This window comes from Congzhengia sp., from assembly GCF_037235575.1.
Taxonomy (GTDB): domain Bacteria; phylum Bacillota; class Clostridia; order UBA1381; family UBA9506; genus Congzhengia; species Congzhengia minquanensis.
In genome coordinates this window covers 119,874-145,925 of sequence record NZ_JAXUNN010000031.1, presented here as the reverse complement: position 1 = coordinate 145,925, position 26,052 = coordinate 119,874, and the positions used below count along the sequence as shown (strand labels likewise).

Genomic DNA, 26,052 nt, shown 5'->3' with positions numbered 1-26,052 from the left:
TTTTGATTTGTTGCATTGGTTGCAATGACTCCGCTCATCACCATTCAGGCACTGGGTTTTCTTTATAACAGAAAGGTGAAAACAGCAACAGACATCAAACCGAATGAGATTGAATTTATCACAGATGAAATTATCGACTACACCATAGACGAGGAGGCAGGCGCATGAATGTAAATGCCGACAGAATTAAATTGATTGTAACCATTACAAGACGCGGCGAGGGTTCTAAAATGGTGGACTATTACAAACGGAACAAGCTCCACTATGATTTCATCTGCCTCGGAATGGGAACGGCCACATCTGAAATTTTGGACTATTTGGGTCTAGAGGAAACAGAAAAAGATGTTGTACTCACAATGGCACCCAAAAGCAAAATCCCCTCTGTTTTAAAAGGGATTACCAATCATTTTCAGTTGGATAAGCCAGGCAAAGGAATTGTGTTTACAATTCCGCTTTCATCTGTAAGCGCGCGGGTTCCGCAAATTCTTTGCAAGCCGGAAAATTTAGTGGAAAATGAGGAAACAGTTATGGAAAATGATAAAAAATTTGAACTGATTTTAACTATTTTAAATCGCGGCAATGTGGACATTGTTATGGACGCGGCCAAAAGCGCCGGAGCTACCGGCGGAACCCTGCTTCATGCAAGACGCGTAGGGTTTGAGGATGTGGAAAATATTTTCGGGTTTACCATTCAGCCCGAAAAAGACATCTTGGCAATTTTAGCCGAAAGCGGCAACAAAAATGCAATAATGAAACAAATAACCGAGGTTGCGGGAATTAACACAGAAAGCCGCGCTCTTGTTCTTGCACTTCCGGTTGATGAAATAATGGGGCTGTAAAACGAAACATGCTGCACTCTATTTGAGTGCAGCATGTTTTTTTACATGGGGCCTGCTTTTTTATTGCCGTGTTTTGCCTTGCCCTGAATTTCAGGAACAGGCGGAACGTCATTTTTAGGCTTGTCATCTTCGTTATGATTTCTACCGCCGTGAATATCTCCCGGCTGATATCTTCTCATACCCTTTTTTGCCATTAGTAAACATTCCTCCTCGTGTTCGGGCCAAGTGCTTCTTTTTTCGTATTGTGTCTTGTATTCTGGCTTTTTAGTTTTCCCTTGTTTTCTAAATTATCTTTTTGAAAACTTACATATTCATTATAAACATTGTCTTTCCTCGGCATTTGAAAAGCACCTCCACACATAGTTTGCTCCAAAATTTCATAAAAACAATTTGAAAATAAATGCAAAAAAAACACTCTTAAAAGAGTGTTTTTTTTGCGCGCAACATTATGTTACTGTTTTTTATTGATTTTATAGACAAATATTGTCTTATAAGTCCTTGTACGTGTTTATAGAAAATGCTTGAAAGTGCCTAAAATCAAGGATTCTTTGAATATTGATATTTATGGCTTTATTGCCATTTAACTACGTAACTAAACCTATTCTCTGAGCTCATGACAAAACGGATGTGTGAACACTACACCCGTTGCTACGCCCGTTCTTTTTGTTTGTCCTTCTACTGAGAAAGCTGTAAATTTCAAGCGATAATGTTTTACTCTAATTGACTAAATGGGACAAAAGCAGCTGGATTATCTAACCTTTCAGATATAACCTTGTCCATCCAGATGATACTATACCATTTTCCAAATTTATATCCACATTTATAATGTCTTCCTACAATTTCAAATCCCATTTTTGCATGGAATTTCTCGCTATCATCTGTAAGATGTAAATCTTTTCCTTCAGGGCTTGCAATACAAGCATGAACCGTATATACATTTTGACGAATCAGTATTTTTTCAAGCTCCCGATATAACTTACCACCTATACCAAGCCCTCTACAATTTTGTTTTATATAAACAGATAATTCTGCTGAATGTTTATATGCTTTTCTGGAGTGAAACGAGCTTGCATAAGCATAACCTACAATCTCACTATTTTTCCAAGCAACAAGATAAGGATATTCTTTCAGTGTATTACTGATTCTGGTCTGAAATTCTTCTATATCCGGAATTTCGTATTCAAAGGATATTGCTGTATTCATAATATAAGGAGCATATATTTCTCTGATAGCACCCGCATCATCAACCGTGGCAATTCTTATCTCCATTTCTTTTACCTCTTCGTCAACTTCGAAGTTTGTGTATTCTCAAAACCACATACTTGCAAATAGTATATCAGCAATACAATCCTCTATTTCCATTTCCTTTCGATTCAAAGGACAAAAATGAATGTGAAAAGTTTCGTAGCAAGCATAGGAAAGGGGGACCCTTTCCGTAAAAATCACTCTTTCTCACGTGCGACAGTAAGAGAGATTTTTGCTTGTTGGGAATCTCCCAGCCCCATACCGAACCGGAATTAGCTATCGATCTACTTCTTGATGATATTCCACTTCTTATTTTCAATAACATATTGAAATTCGCTTAAATTTTCATTAAGCATTACGTCAATCAAATCATAAAAATCATTAACCAGGTTAATTTTATCAAGTTCTTCTATTTTAATCCAATGCATTCTTCCTTCATCAGAAGAACAAAGTTCTCCTTCATACTGAGTTGCCTCAAAAAGAAAAACAATATATCGTCCCTCGTCAATCGGAAAATGTTTTACACCACATAATCTTGGATTTGTAATCGTCAACCCTGTTTCTTCTTTCATTTCTCGAACAATGGCATCAACTATAGACTCATCTGGTTCTACATGTCCACCAGGTAAGGTAAATCCTTTCCAATCTTTCTTCACTCTGTCTTGTAACAAATATTGTCCATTTTGATGCAATAAACATAACGCTGTAAGTTCCACCTTTTCCGTGCGTTCCATTGTAGACTCCTCCGCAGAATTCCAGTTTATTTTCTTAAATTATAGCACTTATATATGAATTTTTCCATTATTTCTTTGTATTCACACGAAGTAGCAGAGACAGATGTCCTCGTCAACAGTCGAGATGAACGGACTTCGCCCGCCGTTGACAAGTGTGCCCGCCCCTGCTCATTGGCGACAAGAGAGCGAAAGCAACGAGTGCTTCCGCCCTCGAATAGTATGATTTTTCTTATATCTGCCCATCTCACTTCATATTGCCTTATTGAGTTAGGGCGGCAAAAAAGCGTCAAAGTGTTATTTTGAACATTTGAAATCGCAGTTGTATATATCAGAAAATCAAGCATTTATACGGGTTTGGGGCATTTTGCTCGTTGCACAGCTAAAAAATATAATACTATTTTTTATAGCCGCACTTGGGGCAAATTCCGTTTTCGTTTAAAGCAATGCCACACAACGGACAGCGGTCTATTTTGTTCTTTGTTTCAAATTCTGCCGAAGCCGCGTTTACGCCGCTGGTAAATGTAATTTTGGCGATATTCAGTTTATCCTTTAGCAGATCATAAACCATTTTTATCATGCCCTCAACCGTCATAGTTTCTTTCGTAACCACCAACCGACAGTCCGGATATGCGGTTGCAAGCTCTGTCTGAAAAGCGGGGCCTTTCATCTGGTTATTTGGCGCACCATTTTTAATGCCCTGCTTTTCATAAACGTCGAGAATGGCAGGCAGCAGAGGGTCATCTTCTCTTAAAACCAGTGCATGGTCAAAGTTTTTAAGAACTGCCCATGCGGTTTTTTGAATTTCATTGCAAGGAAAAACCATGTTAACGCCTGGTTCAACAGAATCTTCCACTTCAATCGTTAAAACTCCTGTATGTCCGTGTAAGTATTGCGCTTCCCCTTTAAAACCGTAAAATCTGTGTGCATATTGTAGGTCTAGTGTTGTAATGCTTCTCATAGTAATTCTCCTTTTTGTATTTTATTTACGGATTTTTTGTGTCCGCATACACCTAATTAATTGATAAATATGGTTTATTTCGCACATTTTGGACAAAGGCCCTTAAACATAATATCATAACCGCTGAATTCAAACCCACGGGTATTTCTAATGTTATTTTCCAAGCCATCAACATACTCCATGTCTACGTCAAAGATTTTGCCGCATTTTAAACACCTTACATGATGATGTTTATGGCATTGGAAATCAAAACGGTCTGCACCGCCTAAAACTTCTACCTTTTGAATTGCTCCATTTTCAGACAACTGGTTCAGATTGCGGTAGACTGTCCCTCTGCTGATACTGGGATGTTCTTTTTTGACTGCATCGTAGACTTCATCTGCAGTGACATGACTCTTTAACTGGTTTACCGCTTCAAAAACTAACGTTTGCTGAATTGTTTTGCGTTTCATTACCATATATTCTCCTATTTAGTATCTTTTACTTATTAGTATTATATACTATTAAGTAAATTTTGTCAATAGATATTTTTTATTTTTAATAATAAAAAGCAATTAAAAAACGCCTTGAAACACAAATGTTTCAAGGCGCTGGCGGACGGGGTGGGATTCGAACCCACGTGCGGTTGCCCGCAAACTGATTTCGAGTCAGCCCCGTTATGACCACTTCGATACCCGTCCATATTATGTTTTTAAAGAAACACAACAATATATATAATACACTATTTTTAGAAAAAAATCAACTCTTTTTTTGCTTTTCTATAAAAAAAATAAAGCAAGGCAAAGCCTCACTTTATTTTTTAATATAAATTATTTATCAGCCTTAATTTTTGCCTGTGCTGCTGCCAAACGTGCAATCGGCACGCGGAACGGCGAACAGGAAACATAGGTCAAGCCAACATTGTGGCAGAATTCAACGGTAGACGGATCGCCGCCGTGTTCGCCGCAGATGCCGAGCTTAATATCCGGTCTGGTCTGTTTGCCCAAGTCACAAGCCATTTTAACCAGTTTGCCTACGCCAACCTGGTCAATTTTTGCGAACGGGTCATTTTCATAAATTTTATTGTCGTAGTAAGAATCTAAGAACTTGCCAGCATCATCACGGGAGAAGCCAAAAGTCATCTGGGTCAGGTCATTGGTACCAAACGAGAAGAACTCAGCTTCTTTTGCAATTTCATCAGCGGTCAGGGCAGCTCTTGGAATTTCAATCATTGTGCCGACTTTATATTTTAAGTTAGAGCCGGCAGCCTTAATTTCTGCATCAGCAGTTTCAACAACCGTCTTTTTCACAAATGCAAGCTCTTTTACTTCACCAACCAGCGGAATCATAATCTCAGGAACAATGTTCCAGTCTGGATGCTTTTTAGAAACATTGATAGCCGCCTTGATAACCGCTCTTGTCTGCATTGCAGCGATTTCAGGATATGTTACAGCCAGACGGCAGCCACGGTGTCCCATCATGGGGTTAAACTCGTGCAAACCGGCAATGATTGCTTTAATTTCATCAACTGTTTTACCCTGTGTTTTAGCAAGCAGTTCAATGTCTTTTTCTTCTGTGGGAACAAACTCATGAAGCGGGGGATCTAAGAAACGAATGTTAACGCCGTCGCCTTCCATTGCTTCGTAAAGAGCCTCAAAGTCTCCCTGCTGCATGGGCTCAAGCTTTGCCAAAGCCTTTTCTCTCTGTTCAACGGTGTCGGAGCAGATCATTTCACGAATTGCAGCAATTCTGTCGCTTTCAAAGAACATATGCTCTGTACGGCAAAGGCCAATTCCCTCTGCGCCCAGCGCTCTTGCGCGTTTTGCGTCGTCAGGCGTGTCCGCATTTGTCCGAACCTGGAGCGTTCTATATTTATCTGCCCAATCCATAATTCTGCCGAATTCGCCGCCAATAGAAGCGTCAACTGTAGGGATAGCACCATCATAGATGTTACCGGTTGAACCGTCGATAGAAATAACGTCGCCTTCGTGGAATGTCTTTCCTGCCAGTTCGAACTTTTTGTTATCCTCATCCATGTTAATTGCAGAACAGCCGGATACACAGCACGTTCCCATACCGCGGGCAACAACCGCTGCGTGTGACGTCATTCCGCCGCGGACGGTTAAAATACCCTGAGCGGCTTTCATGCCTTCAATGTCTTCCGGAGAGGTTTCAAGACGAACCAAAATAACTTTATCACCGCGGGAAGCCCACTCTTTTGCGTCTTCTGCCGTGAACACAACTTTACCGCAGGCAGCACCGGGAGATGCAGCCAAAGCTTTGCCAATCGGCTCTGCTTTTTTAATTGCGGCAGCGTCGAACTGCGGATGGAGCAAAGAATCCAGGTTTCTCGGGTCAATCATTGCAACTGCTTCCTTGTCGGAAATCATGCCTTCGTCAACCAAATCGCAAGCGATTTTTAAAGCGGCAGCAGCAGTTCTCTTACCATTTCTGGTCTGCAGCATATAAAGCTTTTTGTCCTGAATGGTGAACTCCATATCCTGCATATCTCTATAGTGGTTCTCAAGCTTATGGCAAATTTCAACGAACTGGTCATACACCTCCGGCATAACCTCTTTTAACTGGTCAATGGGCTGAGGTGTTCTAACACCAGCAACAACGTCTTCGCCCTGGGCATTCATTAAAAATTCGCCGAACAGCTTCTTTTCGCCGGTTGCCGGGTTTCTTGTAAATGCAACGCCGGTACCCGAGGTGTCGCCCATGTTACCAAACGCCATCATCTGCACGTTAACAGCCGTTCCCCAAGAATAAGGGATGTCGTTGTCACGTCTGTAAACATTGGCACGGGGGTTGTCCCAAGAACGGAACACGGCTTTAATTGCGCCCATGAGCTGTTCTTTCGGGTCTGTCGGGAAGTCTTCACCGATTTTCGATTTATATTCTGCTTTAAACTGGTTTGCCAGCTCTTTTAAATCATCTGCTGTGAGCTCAACGTCTTGGGTTACACCCTTCTTCTCTTTCATTTCGTCGATGAGCTGCTCAAAATATTTTTTGCCAACTTCCATTACAACGTCGGAATACATCTGAATAAATCTTCTGTAGCAATCCCAAGCCCAGCGCGGGTTACCAGATTTTTTTGCTAACGTTTCAACAACTTCTTCATTCAAACCGAGATTTAAAATGGTATCCATCATACCGGGCATAGAAGCTCTCGCACCGGAACGAACAGAAACCAAAAGGGGATTTTCAACATCGCCGAATTTCATTCCTGTAACTTTTTCCATCTTTTCGATGTTTTCCATAATCTCTTTTTCAATGTCTTCGCTGATCTTTCTTCCGTCATCATAATAACGGGTACAAGCCTCTGTAGACACTGTGAAACCCTGGGGAACAGGTAATCCCAGGCTTGTCATTTCCGCGAGGTTCGCGCCTTTGCCGCCAAGGGTGTTGCGCATTTCTTTGTTACCTTCGCTGAACTGATAAACATACTTCATCAATAAAAACCTCCTATTTTTTAATCGGTCTGACCGATATTTTTAACAAATGTTTGGCAGATTTACCCACGCCATATTACATTATATCATAAATCCATAAAAAATCAATTTTTTTTTTACATTTTACGAAAGATTTTCAACTGTGACCTGGATTTTTTTGGTTTGTAAAATATCTTCTTCTTTTACATACGCAGTAATTTCTGCCGAACCGGCACGCAAGCCTGTAATAGCTTGCCCATTTACACTGACAATATTTTCATCGCTGCTCACCATATAAATTTCGTAGTTTGCACTGTGATAAAGCTTTTCTTTTCCAGTTTGAACAAAAAGGTTCAATTCCGTTGTTTCTCCTGTTTTCAGTGTAACGGCTCCGGATGCGTTAACCTCCTGAAGGCCGCAGCGGAAATTGTCGCTGTATTTTGGCGTTACGCCTGCACGTTCAATTATGTCCAGCGCCTCCTGGGGCCAGTCTGCATCGTTGTGGACATGCAAGTCCTCTACCTTTACATTATAAATTCCATTGTTTAAGTTTTCGTCTGAGGTTGTATAGTTGTTTTTCAAATAAATATCTGTAATCGTGCTCATATGAATATGCAGCCATCTGGCAGGCATCACAATGTTTTCAGGCGTTCTGTCATTTTTTCTGTACCACACGGGATTTTTGTTTAAATCCACCACGTTGCTTAAAATGTCCCAATTCGTTGATCCGTTGTCGGGATAAATCATGCCGTAGCAGTTGCCGGTATCGTACAGATAGTTTTCTGCAAACACGTTGGGGTGTTCTTCCGACCCGTTGGTGCGGCCCAAAAAGTAAACGCCTCCGCCGTCAAATATTTTTGTGTTCATCACCTTATGAATGTAGTTTTGTTTTACCGTAAAGTCCTCTGTAACCGTTTTGGTGTAGGAGTTCCAGCCCCAGCCTAAGTGCATTCCGCTGTAACAGGTATCGTAAATTTCGTTGTTGTTTATCCTGCTGTTTATTGGAAAGCCGGTTGAGAGCGCCGCACCGCCTTTATAGTCCACCGCAATTTTATGCATATAGTTGTCCATCACGTCAATATTTTCCACATAATAAGCCGGGTCTTTCGGGTCACTCGCGTTGTTTTTCGCTACATCGCCCACCACAAGCGCGCCGCCGGAGATGTCATAAAACTCGTTGCCAACCACTTTGCAGTTTTTCAGGCCGCCTGTCATTTTCAGTCCAGTCATGCCAAGCCGTGTAAAACGGCAGTTTACAAAGCTAATGTTATTCGCGTTGTCCACGTTCACTGCTCCGGGGATAAACTGCTCTTCTCCGCCGGTATATCCGTTGTTCTGGCCGCAACAAAAACCACCGGGTCTGCTGGGGACATTCCACGTGGTATTCTCAAAAACAAGCCCACGAAATTCTAAGTTGCGAATTACATCAAAAGCCGAATTTCCGTTTAAATTCAGCATCTTTTCGCAAACCGGCATCACCACGCGAACCTCGTTCATGTTTTCAAACACCCGGGGCTTATAATACAGATAACCCTCGTGCCTGTCTAAATACCATTCCCCTTCCTCGTCTAACAGCTCCAGCGCGTTTTCAATATATTCGGGAACCGTGGGCAGACAGTTGCCCTTTTTCCACTGGTACCCCCAGCCTTCAGGCTCCATTGCCACGGTTACGCTTCCGTCCCCATTGTCTGTCACATTGTCAACGCCGCAGTAAGAGTTGGTCCAATCCTCATAAAACACAAACTCCAGGTCTTCAATATGCTTAAACTCTAACAGCGAGGTGTCTGTTGTGGTGTATCCCACTCCCTCATTGCCTAAATTTACAGCGTCTTTCAGCTTGCCGCTGCTTTTCGCACGGGTGGCACGAATACCGTCAACAAACAGCTGCCGTGTTTCAACATCTGTGCCCACATAAGACCTGTAAATATTCTTTTCTTCGCTCCACAATGAAAAATTGGTTGCTTCCCGCCCGCCGCTGAAGCTTGCCTTGCCTTTCTTTTCAGAAATGTAGTGAATTTTTAAAGTGTCAGACGTGTCGTTGGGTGTAAAAGTCACTGCGCTTCCGAATGGATATTCCCCCTCTTTAAAGATTACGTATATATCCTCCGAAGCGGTTTTTAACAGTTCGCGCACCTTTACCTTTGCGCCGCTTAACGATTTTAAGGGTTTTCCCGCTTCTCCGCTGTTAAAGTCCCTGCCGTTTTCCGCATCAACATATAAGAAGCTGCCAGAGGTTGTCTTTGTCAGCTCATCTTCCTGCTTTACAGGAGCAAGGTTTTTTTTGTTAAACAGCATAAATTTTGCGCGATGATCATCGCTGCCAACTGCAACAGACAAGGGCACTTCGTTTCCGGCAATGTTTTCAACATCTGCCGTTTCAATTCCCGTTAACGCGCCCTTATCATTATAAACGGCAAAGGCAGACATCAGCATGTTCCCGTCCCCTGCTCCCCTGCAAACCGTTTCAGCAGTTAACGATTTTGTTGTGTCGGTCCAAATTTCTTCATTAATATTGGTTATAATTTTCTGTTCTAACAACGCTTCGCCCTTTGGCTTCCACGTAGAATAAAACGTTTTTCCTACAATTCCATAAACGTCCACAGCGTTGATTTCCACCCGGCAAAGGCCTGCGAAATTCTCGGGCAAATCAAATTTCACCGCCGTTTGATCCTCGGTATAGCCGTTGTCCATAATAGCAAAGCCATCACCGAATTTTTTCATAATCCGGTAGTAAATCCCCACAGCGCTTCCTTTTTTTCCAAATGTCGCCGTAATGTGCTGTTGATTTAGTTCATCGCCGGAAACCGTAACCTGCGACGGCACCTCATAGGAATCGTCAATTTCTTCAATGTTTATTTCATCTACAGCAAACGTGACTCTGTCTTTCCCTGAACCGGCACGGAAATAAAGATCAGCCAGACACTGGTCCGGCGTGTTGTTTGCATCCTGATGTACAACTTCAAACTTTTGCCACTCTTTCGTCAAGGCTCCCACAATGTGCTCGCTGTATTTCGGTGTTCTGTCATCAGTCATGTATGGCGCGCGGTCAAAAATATATTTCATGTCAAGGCCATCTGCATCATCTGAAATGGCTTTTGCATACCAGGTTAATTTATATTTTCTGCCGAACCGGATATCCACCTGTGTTTTTGCACAGTCCCAGTCATAATTCACCGTTGTGCTGATAGCGTGGTGTGTGCCGTTTGCCCCGTCCTCGATTCTTGACCCTTCGCTGCCCAATTTCCAGCCTGCTAAATCCGCTTCAAAGCTGCCGTTTGAAACCAGATTTCCTGCAATTGCCGTCTCGTGATATTTTTCAGACAAAATAAGGCAATCGTCAACCAAAAAGTCTTCCTCGCCGGAAATTGTTAAAAATTGATTGAAGCTCCCGTCGTCCAAAGCTTGACAACTGCCGCGAAACTGCGTCCAGCCATCTTCCCCCTCTGTGGTTTGTATGTTTGTCACCGCTCGGTCTTCAATAAAAAAAGCAACGCTTCCGGTGGATTTTATCCAGACGGAAAAGCTGTAAACCACATTTGACTCAGAAAAAAAAGGCAGCAGAACTTTCGGCTCACCGCTGTCTGCAGTAACCAAAAGGCCCTTACCATACACCCCGCCGAACTGAATTTTCCCAGTCGCATTTACAAGCCTGACACCTTCCGGCAGGCCGTCTTCAAACTGGTAGCAGGCATAGCCCTCGTCCGATATATCGGCCGCAGCCGGGAAAATGGGGCACAGCGTAAGCAACAAAACAAATGATAGAACCAACCACACATACTTTTTCATGAACGCTACCATACCTTCCTTAAATTGAATACTTTATAAGTCAATTATTGCATAAAATATACAACGTGTCAATAACAAAGAAAGCATCCGGCAAAATAACCGGACGCTTTCGAGTTTTTAAATTTATTCTGCAATTTTTCGTTTGGCAGCCGCCTTAATAACAAACAGGGTTGCAAGCATCAGCACAATTGCAATGGGAAGCACAATAAGCCAATTATGAACAAAGCCTGCTATAATATAGGAAACGAAAGATACGGCCGCAACAGTCAGCGCATATGGCAGCTGCGTGGACACGTGATTAATATGGTTGCACTCCGCGCCGGCAGACGACATAATTGTGGTGTCGGAAATGGGTGAACAGTGGTCACCGCAAACCGCACCTGCAAGGCAGGCAGAAACGCCAATGACCATCATGCTGCTGTCGTTGGGGAACACCGCCATAACGATAGGAATTAAAATGCCGAAAGTTCCCCAGGAGGTTCCGGTTGCAAACGCAAGTCCTACAGCCACAACAAAAATGATTGCTGGCAGGAAATAAGAAAGGCCTGCCGCTGCACCTTCCATAATGCCGCCGACATAATCAGCGGCGCCAAGAAGGCCGGTCATATTTTTGAGCGACGTTGCAAATGTCAAAATTAAAATTGCGGGAACCATTGCAATAAAGCCTTTTGGCACACATTCCATTGCTTCTTTAAACGTAACAACTCTTCTGCACAGCAGATAGAAAATAGCAACAATCAGCGCAATAATTCCGCCCCACGGCAAACCAACCGTTGCGTCAGTATTGGCAAACGCATTAATAAATGATTCACCAGACCACATTCCACCGACATAAAGCAACGATAAAATGCAAATCGCAATTAACACAATAACGGGAAGAATTAAGTCAATCACTTTTCCGCGCGGTGAATGGTCTTCATTATTTTGTTCCACCCTATCACCGGTTGTGAATAAATCACCTTTTTCAGCATTTTTTTCATGCAGCTTCATGGAGCCGTAATCAAACTTCATTAGTGTAATTGCGATAATAAACACAAAGGTGAGAAGCGAATAAAAATTATACGGAATCGCTTTTATGAACAGTGACAATCCCTGTCCTTCGGGCACATAGCTTGATACCGCCGCAGCCCAGGAGGAAATCGGCGCAATCATGCAAACGGGAGCTGCCGTTGCGTCAATCAGATATGCAAGCTTTGCTCTTGAAATTTTGTGGCTGTCTGTAACCGAGCGCATAACCGACCCAACGGTAAGGCAGTTAAAATAGTCGTCAATAAAAATGAGAACTCCCAGAATAAAGGTAGCCATCGATGCGCCTGTTTTTGACTTAATATGTTTTTGGGCCCATTTTCCAAATGCTGCAGAGCCGCCCGCCTTATTGATCAGCGCCACAAAAATTCCCAGAACAACAAGAAAAATAAAGATACCGGCTGTTCCGGAAACTGCTGCAATTAGGCCTTCGTTCAAAATATTGTCCATTGCAGCTACAGGACGGAAGTTTGTAGATAACAATCCGCCTGCCGCAATTCCAATAAACAGAGAGCTGTAAACCTCTTTTGTGATAAGTGCCAGCCCGATTGCGATAACCGGCGGCAACAGCGACATAAAGGTAGCAGAATAACGGCTTGTGCTTTCCGCGTCACCGTTGTTCACAGTAAACGCCAACAAAGCAAATACTGCCACCGCAAGAATTCCAAAAATAACTCCGACAATGGTTTTACGTTTCATTTTCGTTTCCCCTTTGTAAGTTTTTTAGCAGCGGTTTCCTAAAAATTACAGGAATTCACCAATCTTTTACAATTATATTATGAAAATTGCCAAAAGTCAACAATTTTATTGGCAATAGCAGAAATTTTTTATGCAATTTTCTATATGAAATTAATTTAAGACAAACAGTCATAAAAAAACAGATCTTTTCATACTATGTACAAACAATAAATCACAACGATGGAGGAATATGTATGGCTGAATATAATATCTATCAGGATATTGCCGAACGCACAGGAGGCGATGTTTATCTGGGCGTTGTAGGACCGGTTCGGACAGGGAAATCGACCTTTATTAAAAAGTTCATGGATCTGTTTGTCATTCCGAATATTGGCGACTTAAACTCAAAGGAGCGTGCACAGGACGAACTGCCCCAAAGCGCCGGCGGAAAAACGATTATGACAACAGAACCAAAATTCATTCCCAATGAAGCGGTTGAAATTACCTTTGACGACAATGCAAAAATGAAGGTCAGAATGATTGACTGTGTGGGCTACATTGTAAACAGCGCCCTGGGCCACATTGAAAACGATGTGCCGAGAATGGTGCAAACACCGTGGTCTGAGGATCCCATTCCCTTTGGCGAGGCTGCTGAAATTGGTACAAAAAAAGTAATCTGCGACCACTCCACCATTGGAATTTTGGTAACCACCGACGGCAGCGTCACCGATATTCCCAGAGAGGACTACGTGGAAGCCGAGGCGCGGGTTGCTGAAGAACTTACCAAAATGGGCAAACCCTTTGTGATTTTATTAAACACAAAATATCCCGACAAGCCCGAAACAGAGGATTTGAGAACCTATTTAGAAGAACAATATCATGCTCCGGTGGTGGCAGTAAACTGTTTGGCTCTCACAGAGCGGGAAATCAGGGAAATTATGAAGCAGGTGCTTTTAACCTTCCCTGTGAGAGAAATCAGCGTGGATTTGCCGAAATGGATTGACGCGTTAGCCGATGAGCACAGAATAAAAAAAGGCATTTATGAAGCTGTTCTTTCCGCTGCTGAAGATATTATTACCTTAAACAATTTAAAAGATGCGGCGGCAAAAATGTGTACCTGCGAATTCATTGAAGCTGCAGAAACGGCAAACATTGATTTGGGCACGGGAAAAGCCTCAATTTCCGTCACTACCCCTGGAGACCTGTTCTATAAAATTGTAAAAGAAACCTCCGGATTTGACATTGACGGGGAAGATAAGCTTTTGTCGCTCCTTACACAAATGTCTGAAATTAAGCGGGAATATGACAAGGTAGCTGTGGCGCTGAAAGAGGTTGAAAACAAAGGCTATGGCATTGTTACGCCCACCATTGATGAAATGAGCTTAGAAGAGCCTGAAATTGTAAGACAAGGAAGCAGATTTGGCGTGAAGCTGAAAGCGTCAGCACCCTCAATCCACATGATTAAAGCGGAAATTCAGACAGAAGTAAGCCCCATTGTGGGTACGGAAAAACAGTCTGAAGAACTGGTGCACTATCTGCTCCAGGAATTTGAAACAGATCCAAAGCAAATTTGGCAGTCGAACATTTTCGGAAAATCCCTTCACGAACTAGTGAACGAAGGGCTGCACAACAAGCTGGGAAGAATGCCTGACGAGGCCCAGGTGAAGCTTCAGGAAACACTACAGAAGATTATTAACGAGGGCAGCGGCGGTTTGATTTGCATTATTCTCTAAAATTTGACATACCCCGGCCGCAGCACTTGACACTCCATTGTTTCCTATGATATAATTACAGCAGAAATGTTGTGTATTTAAAATTAAGAAATGAGGGCGGCTTGTATGATACAAAGAAGGGAAATTGCAATTTCTATTGTTTTAAGCGTGATTACCTGCGGTATTTACGGAATTTACTGGTTTATTAAGCTGAACGATGAAATCAACTACTTAGCGGACGACCGAATGGCAACAACCGGCGGAATGGCGTTTTTGTTTTCCATTTTGTCCTGCGGCATTTATCTGTTTTACTGGATGTATAAAATGGGCGAAAAGCTGGACGGAATTTATATAAACAAGGGCTGGCCCGCTCAGAGCAGGGGAATTATATACCTGATTTTATCGTTCTTCGGGCTGAGCATTGTTTCCTATGCGCTGATGCAGGATTCTGTAAACAAAGCAATTGCAGCTTAAAACATTTTATGAAAGCAAGGCTGACAAAAGAAATAAAACGATTGCTCGCCGTGCTGTTGTTCGGCTTGGCATATCTAATGTTTATTCGGCTGACCGGGCTTTCCGTTCCCTGTCCGTTTCATTTGGCTACGGGGCTATATTGTCCCTCCTGCGGCATTACGGGAATGTTTGTGGCCTTAGCAAAGTTTGATTTTGCAGATGCGTTTTCCCATAATCCGGTCATTTTTGTTACGCTTCCTGTCTTGCTGGCACTGTATTTGGCTGAAACAATCCGATACATAAAAAGCGGAGATAGACGTTTGAGCACAGTTTCCAAAATAATTTTGTCAGTTGAAATTGTTCTGTTAATGATTTACGGGATTATCCGAAATTTCGGATAATCCCGTTTTTTTGTATTTTTTTATTTAAGACACCGCAACCGTGGCAGAGTTCGATAAAGCGGCATAGTCCTGCTCGCTTTCGTGCTCCTCCTGTGCCTGTTCCGGAACAAAAGTGGGCACAACCTCTTTTAACGCTTCTTTTATTGCGTCGTCTCCTATGTTTAAAGCAATGGACAGAATCTGCAGCTTATGCTGAAGCTCGTTGTGGTTAATTGCAATGGGGCTGCCAATAAAAATTTTACTGTGCTCTGTTTTGCGAAGCCCTTCTTCATTCATCAAAAGTTCTTCATAAAGCTTTTCGCCGGGCCTTAAGCCTGTAAACTCAATTTTTATGTCATCTTCAGGCTGAAAACCTGCAAGCCGAATCATCTTTTGCGCCAAGTCATAAATTTTCACTGGCTCTCCCATGTCCAGCACAAATATTTCTCCCCCCTGCGCGTTAACCGCCGCCTGAATTACAAGCCGCGCCGCCTCGGGAATCGTCATAAAAAACCGTGTGATTTCAGGGTGCGTAACCGTAACCGGCCCGCCTGCTGCAATTTGCTTTTTAAATCGGGGGATAACCGACCCGTTTGAACCTAAAACATTTCCAAACCGCACGGCGACAAATTCCGTTTTGCTTTCCGCCGCCATTGTTTGAATAATCATTTCACACATTCTCTTTGTCGCGCCCATAACGTTTGTTGGGTTAACAGCCTTGTCAGTGGAAATCATTACAAACCGCCTTACGCCAAATTCGTCTGCGCATTTTGCAACATTCAGCGTGCCGAAAACATTGTTTTTCACCGCTTCGCACGGGCTATATTCCATCAGCGGAACATGTTTGTGGGCTGCCGCATGAAACACAATTTCCGGACGGTAAACGGAAAAAATGTCATCTAAACGTTTTTTGTCCCGGACGGACGCAATTAGAACTTCTAATTGCTGATCCGGATATTTTTCCATCAGCTCATTTTGCAGCTCATATGTGGTATTTTCATAAATGTCCAAAATAATCAGCAGCTTCGGACGAAACGGTATAATCTGCCGGCACAGCTCAGAACCAATGGAACCGCCGCCGCCCGTAACCAAAACGGTTTTTCCGCATAAATCCTCTTTTATCAAATTGTTATCAAATTTCACAGGTTCACGTTCCAGCAAGTCTTCAATTTCAATATTTCGCATGCTGTTAAAACCAAAATTACCCGACAACACCGCTTCAATTCCCGGCATCACTTTAACCTTGCAGCCGGTTTTCGTGCAAATTTCTAAAATCTCCTTTTTCTCCGAAAGCGGCAGCGTATAAATAGCGAAAACAATCTCCTCCACCATCTTCTCCCGGCAAATCCGTTCAATTTCACTGCGACCGCCAAGCACCTTTGCGCCGCACATCACCTGGTTTTTCTTTACCTTGTCGTCGTCAATCAGGCCGACAACATTGTAGTGCAGATGTTTGTTGTCGCGGATGTCACGCAGCAGCATTGCACATAGCTGGCCGGCTCCAATAACAAGTACGCGCTTTCCTTCCTTGTCTGCCGAAACGTTGGACAGCTTTTGCAAAACTCTGATGGAAAACCGCAATGCAAGGATTAAAAACATCACGGCAAATTTTGCCGCCAGGCAAAATTTAGGATAAATTAAAGCGCTGTGCAGCAGAAAAATATCAACAAGCATGCTAACGGCGCATGCCGTAACGCAAGCTGTTAAAAGCTTTAAGTATTCTTTAATGCTGGCATACATCCAATATACATTATACATGTCGAAAATAAAAAGAATGGAAGCAAAGACGCAAACTGTCAGCGCAATGGAGGGCAGACTATCAATAAAATAAGCGCCAAATGACGCAACCGGAAACATAAGGATAATCACAATGGCATAGGCAAGGACAGATAGCAAAACATCCATTAACAGCAGATATCTGTTCCGAAATAATTTATTCAGGTATTCCATTTCTAATCACTTCTCACTTTCCTGTTTGATCGTCTATTTTATATGAAATATTTTCAGCGCTCCCCACACAACGATGTGAAACGCAGACCGTAATACGCTCAAATGTTCAATTTCGCGGTAAAGCTTCCAATGATATTTTACCAATGACAGCTTATTGCTGGAAATGGAATTAGGGCGGACGCGGTATTCCATTAAAACCTCATGCAGACCATAAATATATTTTTCCTGTTTTAACATTTTAAGCCACAATGCATCGTCATTGCGTTTTTTAATGTTTGGAACTTCAAACTTCCCCATTTTATCCACATCATACATCACTGTGGAGTTTCCTATAGGACAATCCAACAGCAAACGGTTATAGCTTGTCCTGTCAATAACGTTCACAATTTTATTCAGCTTGCGGCCAGATTCATCAATCTTTTCATAAGCAGTTGCAGTAAACGGATAGCGGTTCTCCTCCATAAACGCAAGCTGCTTTTCCAGCTTTTCCGGTTTCCAAAGGTCGTCGCTGTCTAAAAAGGCCATGTAATTTCCCTTTGCCAGCTTCATGGCCTCCGTTCTTGCGACGGCTGCACCGGAATTTGTTTTAAGCCGGACATATTTTATTCTGGGGTCTTTTTCGCAGGCCTGTCCAACAATTTCTTTCGTATCGTCAGCGGAACAGTCGTCTGCAATAATCATTTCCCAGTTATCAAAAGTCTGAGCCTGAACAGACCGAATTGTTTCTAAAATATAGGCCCCGCAGTTGAATGTTGGCGTGATGACCGAAACGAGTTTATGCATTTACATCTGCCTTTCTGTTCTCCGGCAAGTCTATTTTTTTGTTGGCGCAAACGGCAAAAACCGTCTTTACCATGATTTTTAAATCGTTCCAAAGACTAAAATTTTCTATATATTGAAGATTATATTTCATTTTTGCCGGCAGAATTTTTTGAACATAAGTTTCATCTACGTTCTCTGTCTGGGCCAAAAGCTGGCTCTCATCCTTATAATAAATGCTTGCTGAAGATGTTACGCCTGCAGGCAAAAGCAACGTTGCCATCATTTTGTCTGTGTAACAATTTACATACTTTTCAACCTCAGGCCGCGTTCCCACAAAGCTCATGTCTCCTAACAAAATGTTAAACAGCTGCGGAATTTCATCTATCCTGTATTTTCTTAAAACTTTTCCAACCCGGGTGATACGCGGGTCGTTCCCAACGGTCACTAAAGTGCCCAAGGTGTCTGCCTTTTCTACCATTGTACGAAATTTATAAATTTTAAATTTCCTGCCATATTGGGTAATGCGGCTCTGTTTGTAAATAATTTTTCCAAAAGAATCAAGCTTGATTGCGGCCGCAACAGCAAGAAACAGCGGCAGAAGAACGCATATGAAAAGAACGGAAACAACAATGTCGAATATGCGTTTTAAAAAGAGCCAAAACATTTTTTTGCGAAGCGCTGTGTAATACTCCAAAACAGCAGAATTCTGCATTTGCTCAGGCAGACAACCAAACTTTTTTAAAATTCTCATAGGCTTAGCAAAAGCCTCCTTACATGTTCTGCAACGTAACAAACATCTTCAACCGTCATTTTCGAGTTTAACGGGAGCGTCACTTCATTTTCAAAAAGTGCATAGGAGTTCGGAAAATCTTGAATGTTAAAACCCATTTGCTTATATGCCGTATGCATTGGAAGCGGTTTATAGTGCACGTTGCATGCTACACCTGCCTGACTCATCTGCTGAATAAACCGGTTCCGGAAATCTAAATTTTTACCCTTAAGCCGCGTCAGGTATAAATGACCGCTGGAACTTTGGTTTTCTGTGTCATGCTGCAAAACGGTAATTTTATCCTGCGGCAGATTGTCATTGTATGCCTGTATCAGCTTTTTGCGTTTTTTTAATAGGCCATCATAGCGCTCAAGCTGTCCCAATCCAATCGCCGCGGAAATGTCCGTCATATTGCATTTGTAGCCGGGTAAAATCACATCATATTCCCATGAGCTTGGTTTAAGTTTCGCCCACGCGTCTTTCGACTGTCCGTGCAGGGACAGAAGCATAAACTGTTTATAAATATCGCCACTGTCTAATCCAATGTCCGGTCTCCAGGTAATCGCCCCGCCCTCGCCGGTGGTAATGTTTTTCACCGCATGAAAGGAAAAACAGGTAAAATCGGCCACAGCGCCGCTTTTTTTGCCCTTATAAGACGCGCCGAAACCATGTGCGGAATCTGCCAGCACCAAAATTCTGCCAAGAGCCTCCTGATATTGATTTTTTGCATGAAACAACTGTTTTTTAGAATTTACAATTTCATAGATTCTGTCGTAGTCGCATGGTATGCCTGCAATATCAATGGGGATTATGGCTTTTGTATTTTCTGTAATGGCTTCGGCCAGCTTGTCATAATCCATATGAAAATCATCTGTCTGTGCATCTACTAAAACAAGCTTTGCACCCACATGACAGGCCACGCTTGCGCTTGCAGTATATGTATAGCTGCAGGTGATAACCTCGTCCCCCGGTCCAATTCCAAACATGCGCAGAACCAGTTCCATGCAGGCCGTGGCGGAGTTTAGGCACACCGCTTTTTCAGTCGTGCAAGATTCAGCTAATTTCTTTTCAAACAATTTTGTCTGTGCCCCGGTGGTTATCCAACCGCTTCTTAAAACATCTATCACATTTGAAATTTCCAAATCCGTTATATCGGGCGGTGAAAAGGGTATGTCTCTATACATTTTATAACGCTCCTGACCGAAAACCCATACGATTTATTTACACAACTTCAGGCTTTTATCTTATTTATTAATTATAGCACATATTTTTTTTGATTTCAACCTTTTCTTACAAATATAAAAAGAAAGAAAAAGCACCTTAACAATGAATGTTAAGGTGCTTTTTCTTAATCTTCCCATGCCTTAAAGTTTTCTTCCCGCTCCCGAAACTTTTTGTTCCGCTTTACAATGATGCGCACAATTGCGCCGCTTAAAAACGCTAGAATTGTAATAATCCAGCCTGCCCAGATGTTTGAGGCCAGAGTATAGCCGTCTGCCGCGCCGTAAATTCCGCCGCTTGTAAACAGCGAACCCAAATTCCAGCACACCAAGATGGTTAAAAGCAGGGGTGCAATCACTTTAATTGCCGCGTTAAACCACCAGGATGGCATTTTAATTTTGCCTGTGTTCCTGTTCACTTCGTGCAAAACCTTAGATGTTTTAAACATATATCCCACAGCAATACATTCCAAAACGCCGACAATCACCATGTTATACTGATTTGTCCAGTTGTCAACAATATCGACATAAGCCATTCCGGCACCCGTTGTGAACACCAGCGAGATAATTCCAGCCGCAATGCAAACTCCGATTGTGGTTTTTTTCAATTGAAAGCCAAACTTATCTGATATGGCCGACGAAACACCTTCCACAATGGAGAACGCGGAGTCGATTGCCAGGGTAACCAGGCATAAATAGAACAACACGCCAAATAGTGCGTTAAACCAACCAACATTTGTTAAGCTGACAATTGTCTGGGGATAAATCATAAACGCTGTGGAAACGCCAGAAGCAGACATGTTATCCAACATGCCGGTGCCGCCCATGGTAGAAAACATTACCACGCCCGCCAGCAGGCTGACTGCAATGTCGGAAAACGCAATAATCAGGCCGTCTACAGCAATGTTGGAGTCATCACTCAAATAGGAACCATATGCGAACATAATCGCCATCATAACAGACATGCTGTAAAATACCTGGCCAAAGGCATCTACCCATATCCCCGGCGAAGTAAGCGCATTGAAATCGGGGATAAACAAACGTTTTATGCCTTCCATTGCCCCGTCCATGGACAGACCCTTAATTGCCATAATCACTAAAATAATAATGGGCATGAATACAATATATTTTATTACCTTGCCAACGCTGTGGGCGCTGTTTCTGATACAGTAATAAATCAGGCCCCATGCAATTAGAAGACAAATTATAACCGGAATTGAAATGGTAGACCAGCCGGTTACCGTTCCAGTGGTCTGAATTGTCTGAGCCCAAAGGTTTTTCGCGGCGTTCAGCCGTTCCGACATATCCGGCAGATTTGTAAACGCGGCAAACTTATAGCTCATAAATACCATTAAAATTACCCAGGCGAAAACCACTGCGTAGTAGCACGCTATGATAAATGCATTGCTGGTCGCGGCCCAGCCAATCCATTCTGCCTTTTTGTTAATGCCCCGCAGTGCTCCCGGCGCGCCGGAACGCATTTTTCTGCCGATGGAAATTTCCATCATGAGCAGCGGTATCCCTAAACACACCATTGCAATCAGATATACAAATAAAAACGCGCCCCCTCCGTGCTTGGCCACCAATCCCGGAAAACGCCACGCATTGCCAAGCCCTACGGCTGACCCCACCGCGGCCAGAATAAATGTAGACCTTGAGCTCCAACTCGACCTCTCCATATTTTACCTCCTGCTGTTTCTTTTTTTAAGGACAATTATACCACATAAAAAAGTGTGATTCAAGTTAATTTTACTTATTTTGACAAGTGCGTTACATACATACCGTTATTTTCTTGCATTTTCATAAATTTATGTAAGCAAAAAAAAGAAATGCGGAAATAAAAACTACCGCATTTTCTTTAAAAAATTATTTTAAGAAGAGCTCAATTACAGGCACGATAACCGGAGGCTTCACCTCAGGCAGCTCAATTACCAAAAGGTCGTCTGATTTGCTTCTGCCCTCGCTGAAATGCTGCACTTCGTTCTCCGTCATTTTCAGCTCGCTTCCATCGTTTAGCAGCTGTGCATAGTCCACTTTTCCGGCATATCCGGGAAGCTCTAAAAATTTATATGGATATTCACAAAGGTGGATATAAAGCCGTTTTCCGTCAACAGACTGTGTAAGACGGCATCCCCGCGGTTCTTGAAATTCCGGTTCCGCCATGGTGCAGCCGTAAATAGAACGGGAATGATATTTCATCCAGTCCGCATACACCTTCAGCGCGTTTTCCGCCCGGTAATCAAGATAGCCTCTTGCGGTTGGTCCCACATTCATCAGCAGGTTTCCGCCGATTGATACAGTGTTAATCAGCATTTGAACAAGCATTTCAGGCGATTTCCATGTCATTTCGTCACGAAAATATCCCCAGGAGCCGGAAAAAGTCTGGCAGGCTTCCCACGTAACAAGCTCACCGGTTTCTGCATGGCGGACCCAGGAAAGAGGCTGATACTGCTCCGGTGTCCACAAGTCCTGTTCAATTTCAGTGCGGTTGTCAATAATAATTCCCGGCTGCAATTCTCTTGCAGTTTGAATTAGTTTCTCCGCCTCCCAGTCATCTTTGCCCTTACCTTTCATCCAGGGGGACTTTTCAGGAACTTCATGGTTGGAGTATGAAAAATCGAACCACAGCACATCTATTTTCCCATAGTTTGTTAACAGCTCTGTCACCTGATTCCGCATATATTCCGCATATTTATGTACGTCCCTGCCGCGGCTTAATTCCTCCGCATTTGCATCCTCCCTTCTGGGGTGAATCATGTCAATTGGAAATTCCGGGTGATGCCAGTCGATTAGAGAGTAATAAAAACCAATGTGCAGCCCCTCTGCACGGAACGCTTCTACATATTCGCGGACAATGTCGCGTCCAAACGGCGTATTTGTGGATTTGTAATCCGTAAACTTTGAGTCAAACAGGCAAAATCCTTCGTGGTGTTTTGTGGTTAGCACCACATATTTCATTCCGGCCGCCTTTGCCTGGCGCGCCCACTCTTTCGGGTCGTACATGTCGGGGTTAAAATACTTAAAATACTTGTCATAGTGCTCTTCCGTAATCATTTCCCGCATTTTAATCCACTCGTGGCGGGCCGGCATTGCATACAATCCAAAATGGATAAACATGCCGAAACGGTCGTGCGTGAACCACGCCGTGTCGCCCGGTGTTTTTCTTGTTACATAGCTTGACATAAAAATTCTCTCCTTTACCCTCATTTTTCATTGAAATTTTCTTTGAAATATGATATATTGTTTTTATGGACTTTCAAGGGCATTATAACATGGTATATATGTTTTTCCAATATATTTTTCCGTTTAAAATATGGAGTTTTTGACATGAATATCAAAAAGAACACACAGGTCGCAAAACTTTTTAACGACTTAAGCATCACCATAGCCGACAACGGATATGCCAAGCTTTCCACCGACTGGCATGCTGAGAATGTCTGCTCCCCGTTTTCTAGAATTTATTTTATTTTAAACGGTGAGGGTTATGCAAAAAGTAAAAACGAATTTATAAAACTATCCGCAGGCAACTGCTATTTTCTACCCGCCGGGCTGACTTATGACTATTGGTGCGAAACCTCCTTAAGCCAGCTGTTTTTCCATGTGAATGTGACAGAACCCGGCGGTCAGAACTTTTTTGGGGCTGCCCGTTCCTTTGCCAGCTTCCCCATAAGCCCGGAAACGATAGACAAGATTTTGTTTTATTATCAGTCGAAAGACTTTTTATACGGTTTGAAAATGAAAGCATATATAGAATATGCGCTCACCCGTTTTATCGACCAGTATCAAATTCGCGGTTTTTCCGGCGACAACTATTCGCCTGAGGTTCTGAAGGCCACGAAATTTATCAGCCGCAACCTTTCTATTCAGCTGAAAGCCGCCGACATTGCCGCCAGCCTGTTTATTTCGGAAAGCAAGCTCACAAAAGAATTCAAAGCAGAAACCGGCATGACGATTGGTAAATATACCGACGGGTTGATTTTTTCCCGGGCAGAGTTTCTGCTTTCCAAAACCAGCCATTCCATTAAAAGCATCAGCAATGAGCTGGGGTTCTGCGACCAGTTTTATTTTGCCCGGCGTTTTCGGCAAACGTACGGCGAAACGCCCCTTGCATACAGAAAAAGAGTTCAGGCCGCCAGCAAAATTTAATGCGTGCCTAAACTCTTTTTTGTTATTCACCCAATGTTTCCACTTCGTTGATCCAAATTGTGCTTTCCGCGTCGCTGGGCATTCTCCAGTCCCCCCTGGGCGAGAGGCACACGCTGCCAATTTTCACGCCGTCCGGCATGCAGCTCCGCTTAAACTGCTGTGTAAAAAAGCGTTTATAAAAGGTTTTCAGCCACTTTAAAACCGTTGCTTTATCATAAATTTCTGCAAAAGCTCTGTTAGCCAAGCAATAAATTTTGGCAGGTGAAAATCCATAACGCAAAACATAGTATAAGAAGAAGTCGTGCAGCTCATAGGGCCCAACTACATCTTCTGTTTTCTGTGCAATTTTACCCTCTGCATCTGGCGGCAAAAGCTCCGGGCTGATGGGGGTGTCTGCCACGTCTTTTAAAATTTCTGTGCTTTCGGGAAAAACATTGTTTTCCGTCAAACTATTAATCATCCAGCGAACCAAGGTTTTGGGAACTCCCGCGTTTACGCCGTACATACTCATCTGGTCGCCGCAATAGGTGCACCAGCCCAGCGCAAGCTCACTCAAGTCCCCGGTTCCAACCACAATTCCGCCAAATTCATTCGACATATCCATCAGCACCTGGGTGCGCTCCCTGGCCTGCACATTTTCATAAGTAATGTCGTGAACGTTTATGTCGTGCCCAATATCTTTAAAATGCTGGATACACGCTTCTTTAATAGAGATGTTCTTCATGGTCACGCCCAGCGATTCCATCAGCGCCACCGCGTTGTGAAACGTTCTGTCTGTAGTTCCGAAACACGGCATGGTGACAGCGCATATGTTGGTGGGCGGAAGTCCCAGCTGCTTAACAGCAGCTGAGGTCACCAAAAGTGCCAGCGTCGAGTCCAGCCCGCCGGACACACCGATAACCGCCCTGCCCCCTGTGATGGCGAGCCGTTTTTTTAACGCCTGTGTCTGCATTTCAAAAATGTTTAAACACCGCTCTATTCTTGCTTTTTTCTCTGACGGAATAAACGGGTGTTTTCGCACCTCATATAACATTCCGTCGCTTTCTGTCACGGCCGGAAGCTTCACAAATTTTACTGAATCTCCCTGATATAGACTGGTAGCGTCTTTATAGCTTTTATATTTTAACCGGTCAGCTTTAATTTTTCCCAGATCCACGTCGGTTGTGAGCACATAATCCGTATCCAAAAACTTTTTATTTTCAAACGTAATGGTCCCGTTCTCCGCAACAAGGCTGTGGCCTGAAAAAATCAAGTCTGTGGTGGACTCGTCTGTCCCGCAGGAAACATAGGCATAGGCACAGTAGCATTTTGAGGACTGCTGTTTTACCATATCCCGTCGGTAAGTCCGTTTCCCAATGGTTTCGTTGCTGGCAGACAAATTAAAAATCAGTTCCGCGCCGTGCAGCGCCAGCCCAATGCAGGGCGGCACCGGCATCCACAGGTCTTCACAAATTTCTGCGCCAAATTTAATGCCGTTTTCCGTTTCAAAAATTAAGCTGCTGCCCAGGGGAATATCATAGCTGTAATCGTTTTCGGGAAACAGGTTTTTGGAATTCATGTAAGGCTCTGTTAAGTCTTCCGCTGAGGAGAACCACCGTTTTTCATAAAACTCGTTGTAATTGGGAATAAAGGTTTTTGGCACAATGCCAATAATTTTTCCCTTTGCAAGAACCACCGAGCAGTTATAAAGCTGGCCGGCAATATTCAGCGGTGCGCCCAAAACCACAACAGCTTCACTGTTTTCTGTGGCAGATGCGATTTTAAAAAGCGCCTTGTTCACCCCGGACATAAGCCTTTCCTGAAAAAACAGGTCGCCGCAGGTGTAACCGGTGATACACAGTTCGGGAAACACAATGAAATTTGATTTTGCTGCCTCTGCTTCCTTTATTTTTTTAATAATATCCCGTGTGTTTTTTTCCGTATTGGCCACTGCGACCTTTGGCACGCAGCAGGAAATCCTTACAAAATCAAACATGTTGCC

21 protein-coding genes and 1 tRNA gene are annotated in these 26,052 nt (G+C 43.1%); 6 read left to right on the top strand and 16 right to left on the bottom strand.

The genetic code is table 11. The features are described from left to right. Positions 1-15 precede the first annotated feature (15 nt). Together WIG73_RS07735 and WIG73_RS07730 are read left to right on the top strand one after the other, a co-directional pair. The gene (locus WIG73_RS07735) at positions 16-168 is read left to right on the top strand and encodes a hypothetical protein (RefSeq protein ID WP_337399996.1); all 153 of its coding nucleotides are present in this window, start codon (positions 16-18) and stop codon (positions 166-168) included. Further along, positions 165-839, top strand: coding sequence for a P-II family nitrogen regulator (locus tag WIG73_RS07730; RefSeq protein ID WP_249311692.1), 675 nt, complete (start codon positions 165-167; stop codon positions 837-839). Before WIG73_RS07735 ends, WIG73_RS07730 begins: the two co-directional genes overlap by 4 nt. Positions 840-880: 41 nt before the next feature. Here WIG73_RS07730 and WIG73_RS07725 read toward each other — a convergent pair whose 3' ends face one another. From WIG73_RS07725 to WIG73_RS07685, 9 genes are all read right to left on the bottom strand, one after another. Continuing rightward, on the bottom strand, positions 881-1,033 hold the full coding sequence (locus WIG73_RS07725; RefSeq protein ID WP_249311693.1) for a hypothetical protein: 153 nt from the start codon (positions 1,031-1,033) through the stop codon (positions 881-883). A gap of 517 nt (positions 1,034-1,550) precedes the next feature. Beyond that, positions 1,551-2,108 (bottom strand): N-acetyltransferase family protein, encoded by a 558-nt coding sequence (locus tag WIG73_RS07720; RefSeq protein ID WP_337399993.1) that lies wholly within the window; start codon positions 2,106-2,108, stop codon positions 1,551-1,553. Positions 2,109-2,368: 260 nt separating this feature from the next. Continuing rightward, positions 2,369-2,818 (bottom strand): 8-oxo-dGTP diphosphatase, encoded by a 450-nt coding sequence (locus WIG73_RS07715; protein WP_337399992.1) that lies wholly within the window; start codon positions 2,816-2,818, stop codon positions 2,369-2,371. Between the two features lie 394 nt (positions 2,819-3,212). After that, on the bottom strand, positions 3,213-3,776 hold the full coding sequence (locus WIG73_RS07710; RefSeq protein ID WP_337399991.1) for a 6-carboxytetrahydropterin synthase: 564 nt from the start codon (positions 3,774-3,776) through the stop codon (positions 3,213-3,215). Between the two features lie 74 nt (positions 3,777-3,850). Then, a complete protein-coding gene (locus tag WIG73_RS07705; protein ID WP_337399990.1) occupies positions 3,851-4,228 on the bottom strand; it encodes a transcriptional repressor in 378 nt (125 codons plus the stop codon). Positions 4,229-4,367: 139 nt separating this feature from the next. Further along, positions 4,368-4,456: transfer RNA gene (locus tag WIG73_RS07700), tRNA-Ser, on the bottom strand. Positions 4,457-4,585: 129 nt separating this feature from the next. Further along, positions 4,586-7,210 carry a pyruvate, phosphate dikinase gene (gene ppdK / locus WIG73_RS07695; protein ID WP_337400002.1) on the bottom strand — a complete coding sequence of 875 codons (2,625 nt, stop codon included), beginning with the start codon at positions 7,208-7,210 and terminating at the stop codon, positions 4,586-4,588. A gap of 123 nt (positions 7,211-7,333) precedes the next feature. After that, positions 7,334-10,975 carry a hypothetical protein gene (locus WIG73_RS07690; RefSeq protein WP_337399989.1) on the bottom strand — a complete coding sequence of 1,214 codons (3,642 nt, stop codon included), beginning with the start codon at positions 10,973-10,975 and terminating at the stop codon, positions 7,334-7,336. Between the two features lie 123 nt (positions 10,976-11,098). Beyond that, on the bottom strand, positions 11,099-12,700 hold the full coding sequence (locus WIG73_RS07685; RefSeq protein ID WP_337399988.1) for a Na+/H+ antiporter NhaC family protein: 1,602 nt from the start codon (positions 12,698-12,700) through the stop codon (positions 11,099-11,101). A gap of 233 nt (positions 12,701-12,933) precedes the next feature. On the opposite strand from WIG73_RS07685, the gene spoIVA reads away from it, so the two are divergent. The 3 genes from spoIVA to WIG73_RS07670 all read left to right on the top strand — a co-directional run bounded on the left by spoIVA (position 12,934) and on the right by WIG73_RS07670 (position 15,245). After that, positions 12,934-14,412, top strand: coding sequence for a stage IV sporulation protein A (gene spoIVA, locus WIG73_RS07680; RefSeq protein ID WP_337399987.1), 1,479 nt, complete (start codon positions 12,934-12,936; stop codon positions 14,410-14,412). 105 nt (positions 14,413-14,517) lie between these two features. After that, the gene (locus WIG73_RS07675; protein ID WP_337399986.1) at positions 14,518-14,865 is read left to right on the top strand and encodes a DUF4234 domain-containing protein; all 348 of its coding nucleotides are present in this window, start codon (positions 14,518-14,520) and stop codon (positions 14,863-14,865) included. A gap of 8 nt (positions 14,866-14,873) precedes the next feature. Then, positions 14,874-15,245, top strand: coding sequence for a DUF2752 domain-containing protein (locus WIG73_RS07670; protein ID WP_337399985.1), 372 nt, complete (start codon positions 14,874-14,876; stop codon positions 15,243-15,245). A 24-nt stretch (positions 15,246-15,269) separates the two neighbouring features. Here the strand turns inward: WIG73_RS07670 and WIG73_RS07665 are convergent, their stop codons facing one another. The 6 genes from WIG73_RS07665 to WIG73_RS07640 form a co-directional block, all read right to left on the bottom strand. Continuing rightward, the gene (locus WIG73_RS07665) at positions 15,270-17,174 is read right to left on the bottom strand and encodes a nucleoside-diphosphate sugar epimerase/dehydratase (RefSeq protein ID WP_337399984.1); all 1,905 of its coding nucleotides are present in this window, start codon (positions 17,172-17,174) and stop codon (positions 15,270-15,272) included. A 33-nt stretch (positions 17,175-17,207) separates the two neighbouring features. Further along, the gene (locus WIG73_RS07660; RefSeq protein WP_337399983.1) at positions 17,208-17,957 is read right to left on the bottom strand and encodes a glycosyltransferase family 2 protein; all 750 of its coding nucleotides are present in this window, start codon (positions 17,955-17,957) and stop codon (positions 17,208-17,210) included. Then, positions 17,950-18,687 (bottom strand): sugar transferase, encoded by a 738-nt coding sequence (locus tag WIG73_RS07655; protein ID WP_337399982.1) that lies wholly within the window; start codon positions 18,685-18,687, stop codon positions 17,950-17,952. The genes WIG73_RS07660 and WIG73_RS07655 overlap by 8 nt, the downstream gene beginning before the upstream one ends. Beyond that, complete coding sequence (locus WIG73_RS07650; protein ID WP_337399981.1) at positions 18,684-19,889, bottom strand: DegT/DnrJ/EryC1/StrS aminotransferase family protein; 1,206 nt, start codon at positions 19,887-19,889, stop codon at positions 18,684-18,686. The genes WIG73_RS07655 and WIG73_RS07650 overlap by 4 nt, the downstream gene beginning before the upstream one ends. Positions 19,890-20,053: 164 nt before the next feature. After that, positions 20,054-21,604, bottom strand: coding sequence for a hypothetical protein (locus WIG73_RS07645; protein WP_337399980.1), 1,551 nt, complete (start codon positions 21,602-21,604; stop codon positions 20,054-20,056). Between the two features lie 187 nt (positions 21,605-21,791). Next, positions 21,792-23,108 carry an alpha-L-fucosidase gene (locus WIG73_RS07640; protein WP_337399979.1) on the bottom strand — a complete coding sequence of 439 codons (1,317 nt, stop codon included), beginning with the start codon at positions 23,106-23,108 and terminating at the stop codon, positions 21,792-21,794. Positions 23,109-23,252: 144 nt separating this feature from the next. Between WIG73_RS07640 and WIG73_RS07635 the strand changes: the two genes are divergently transcribed. Beyond that, entirely contained in the window at positions 23,253-24,071 is an 819-nt protein-coding gene (locus WIG73_RS07635; RefSeq protein ID WP_337399978.1) for an AraC family transcriptional regulator, read from the top strand. Positions 24,072-24,093: 22 nt separating this feature from the next. Here WIG73_RS07635 and WIG73_RS07630 read toward each other — a convergent pair whose 3' ends face one another. Beyond that, on the bottom strand, positions 24,094-26,046 hold the full coding sequence (locus WIG73_RS07630; protein WP_337399977.1) for an NAD(+) synthase: 1,953 nt from the start codon (positions 26,044-26,046) through the stop codon (positions 24,094-24,096). Positions 26,047-26,052: the final 6 nt, after the last annotated feature.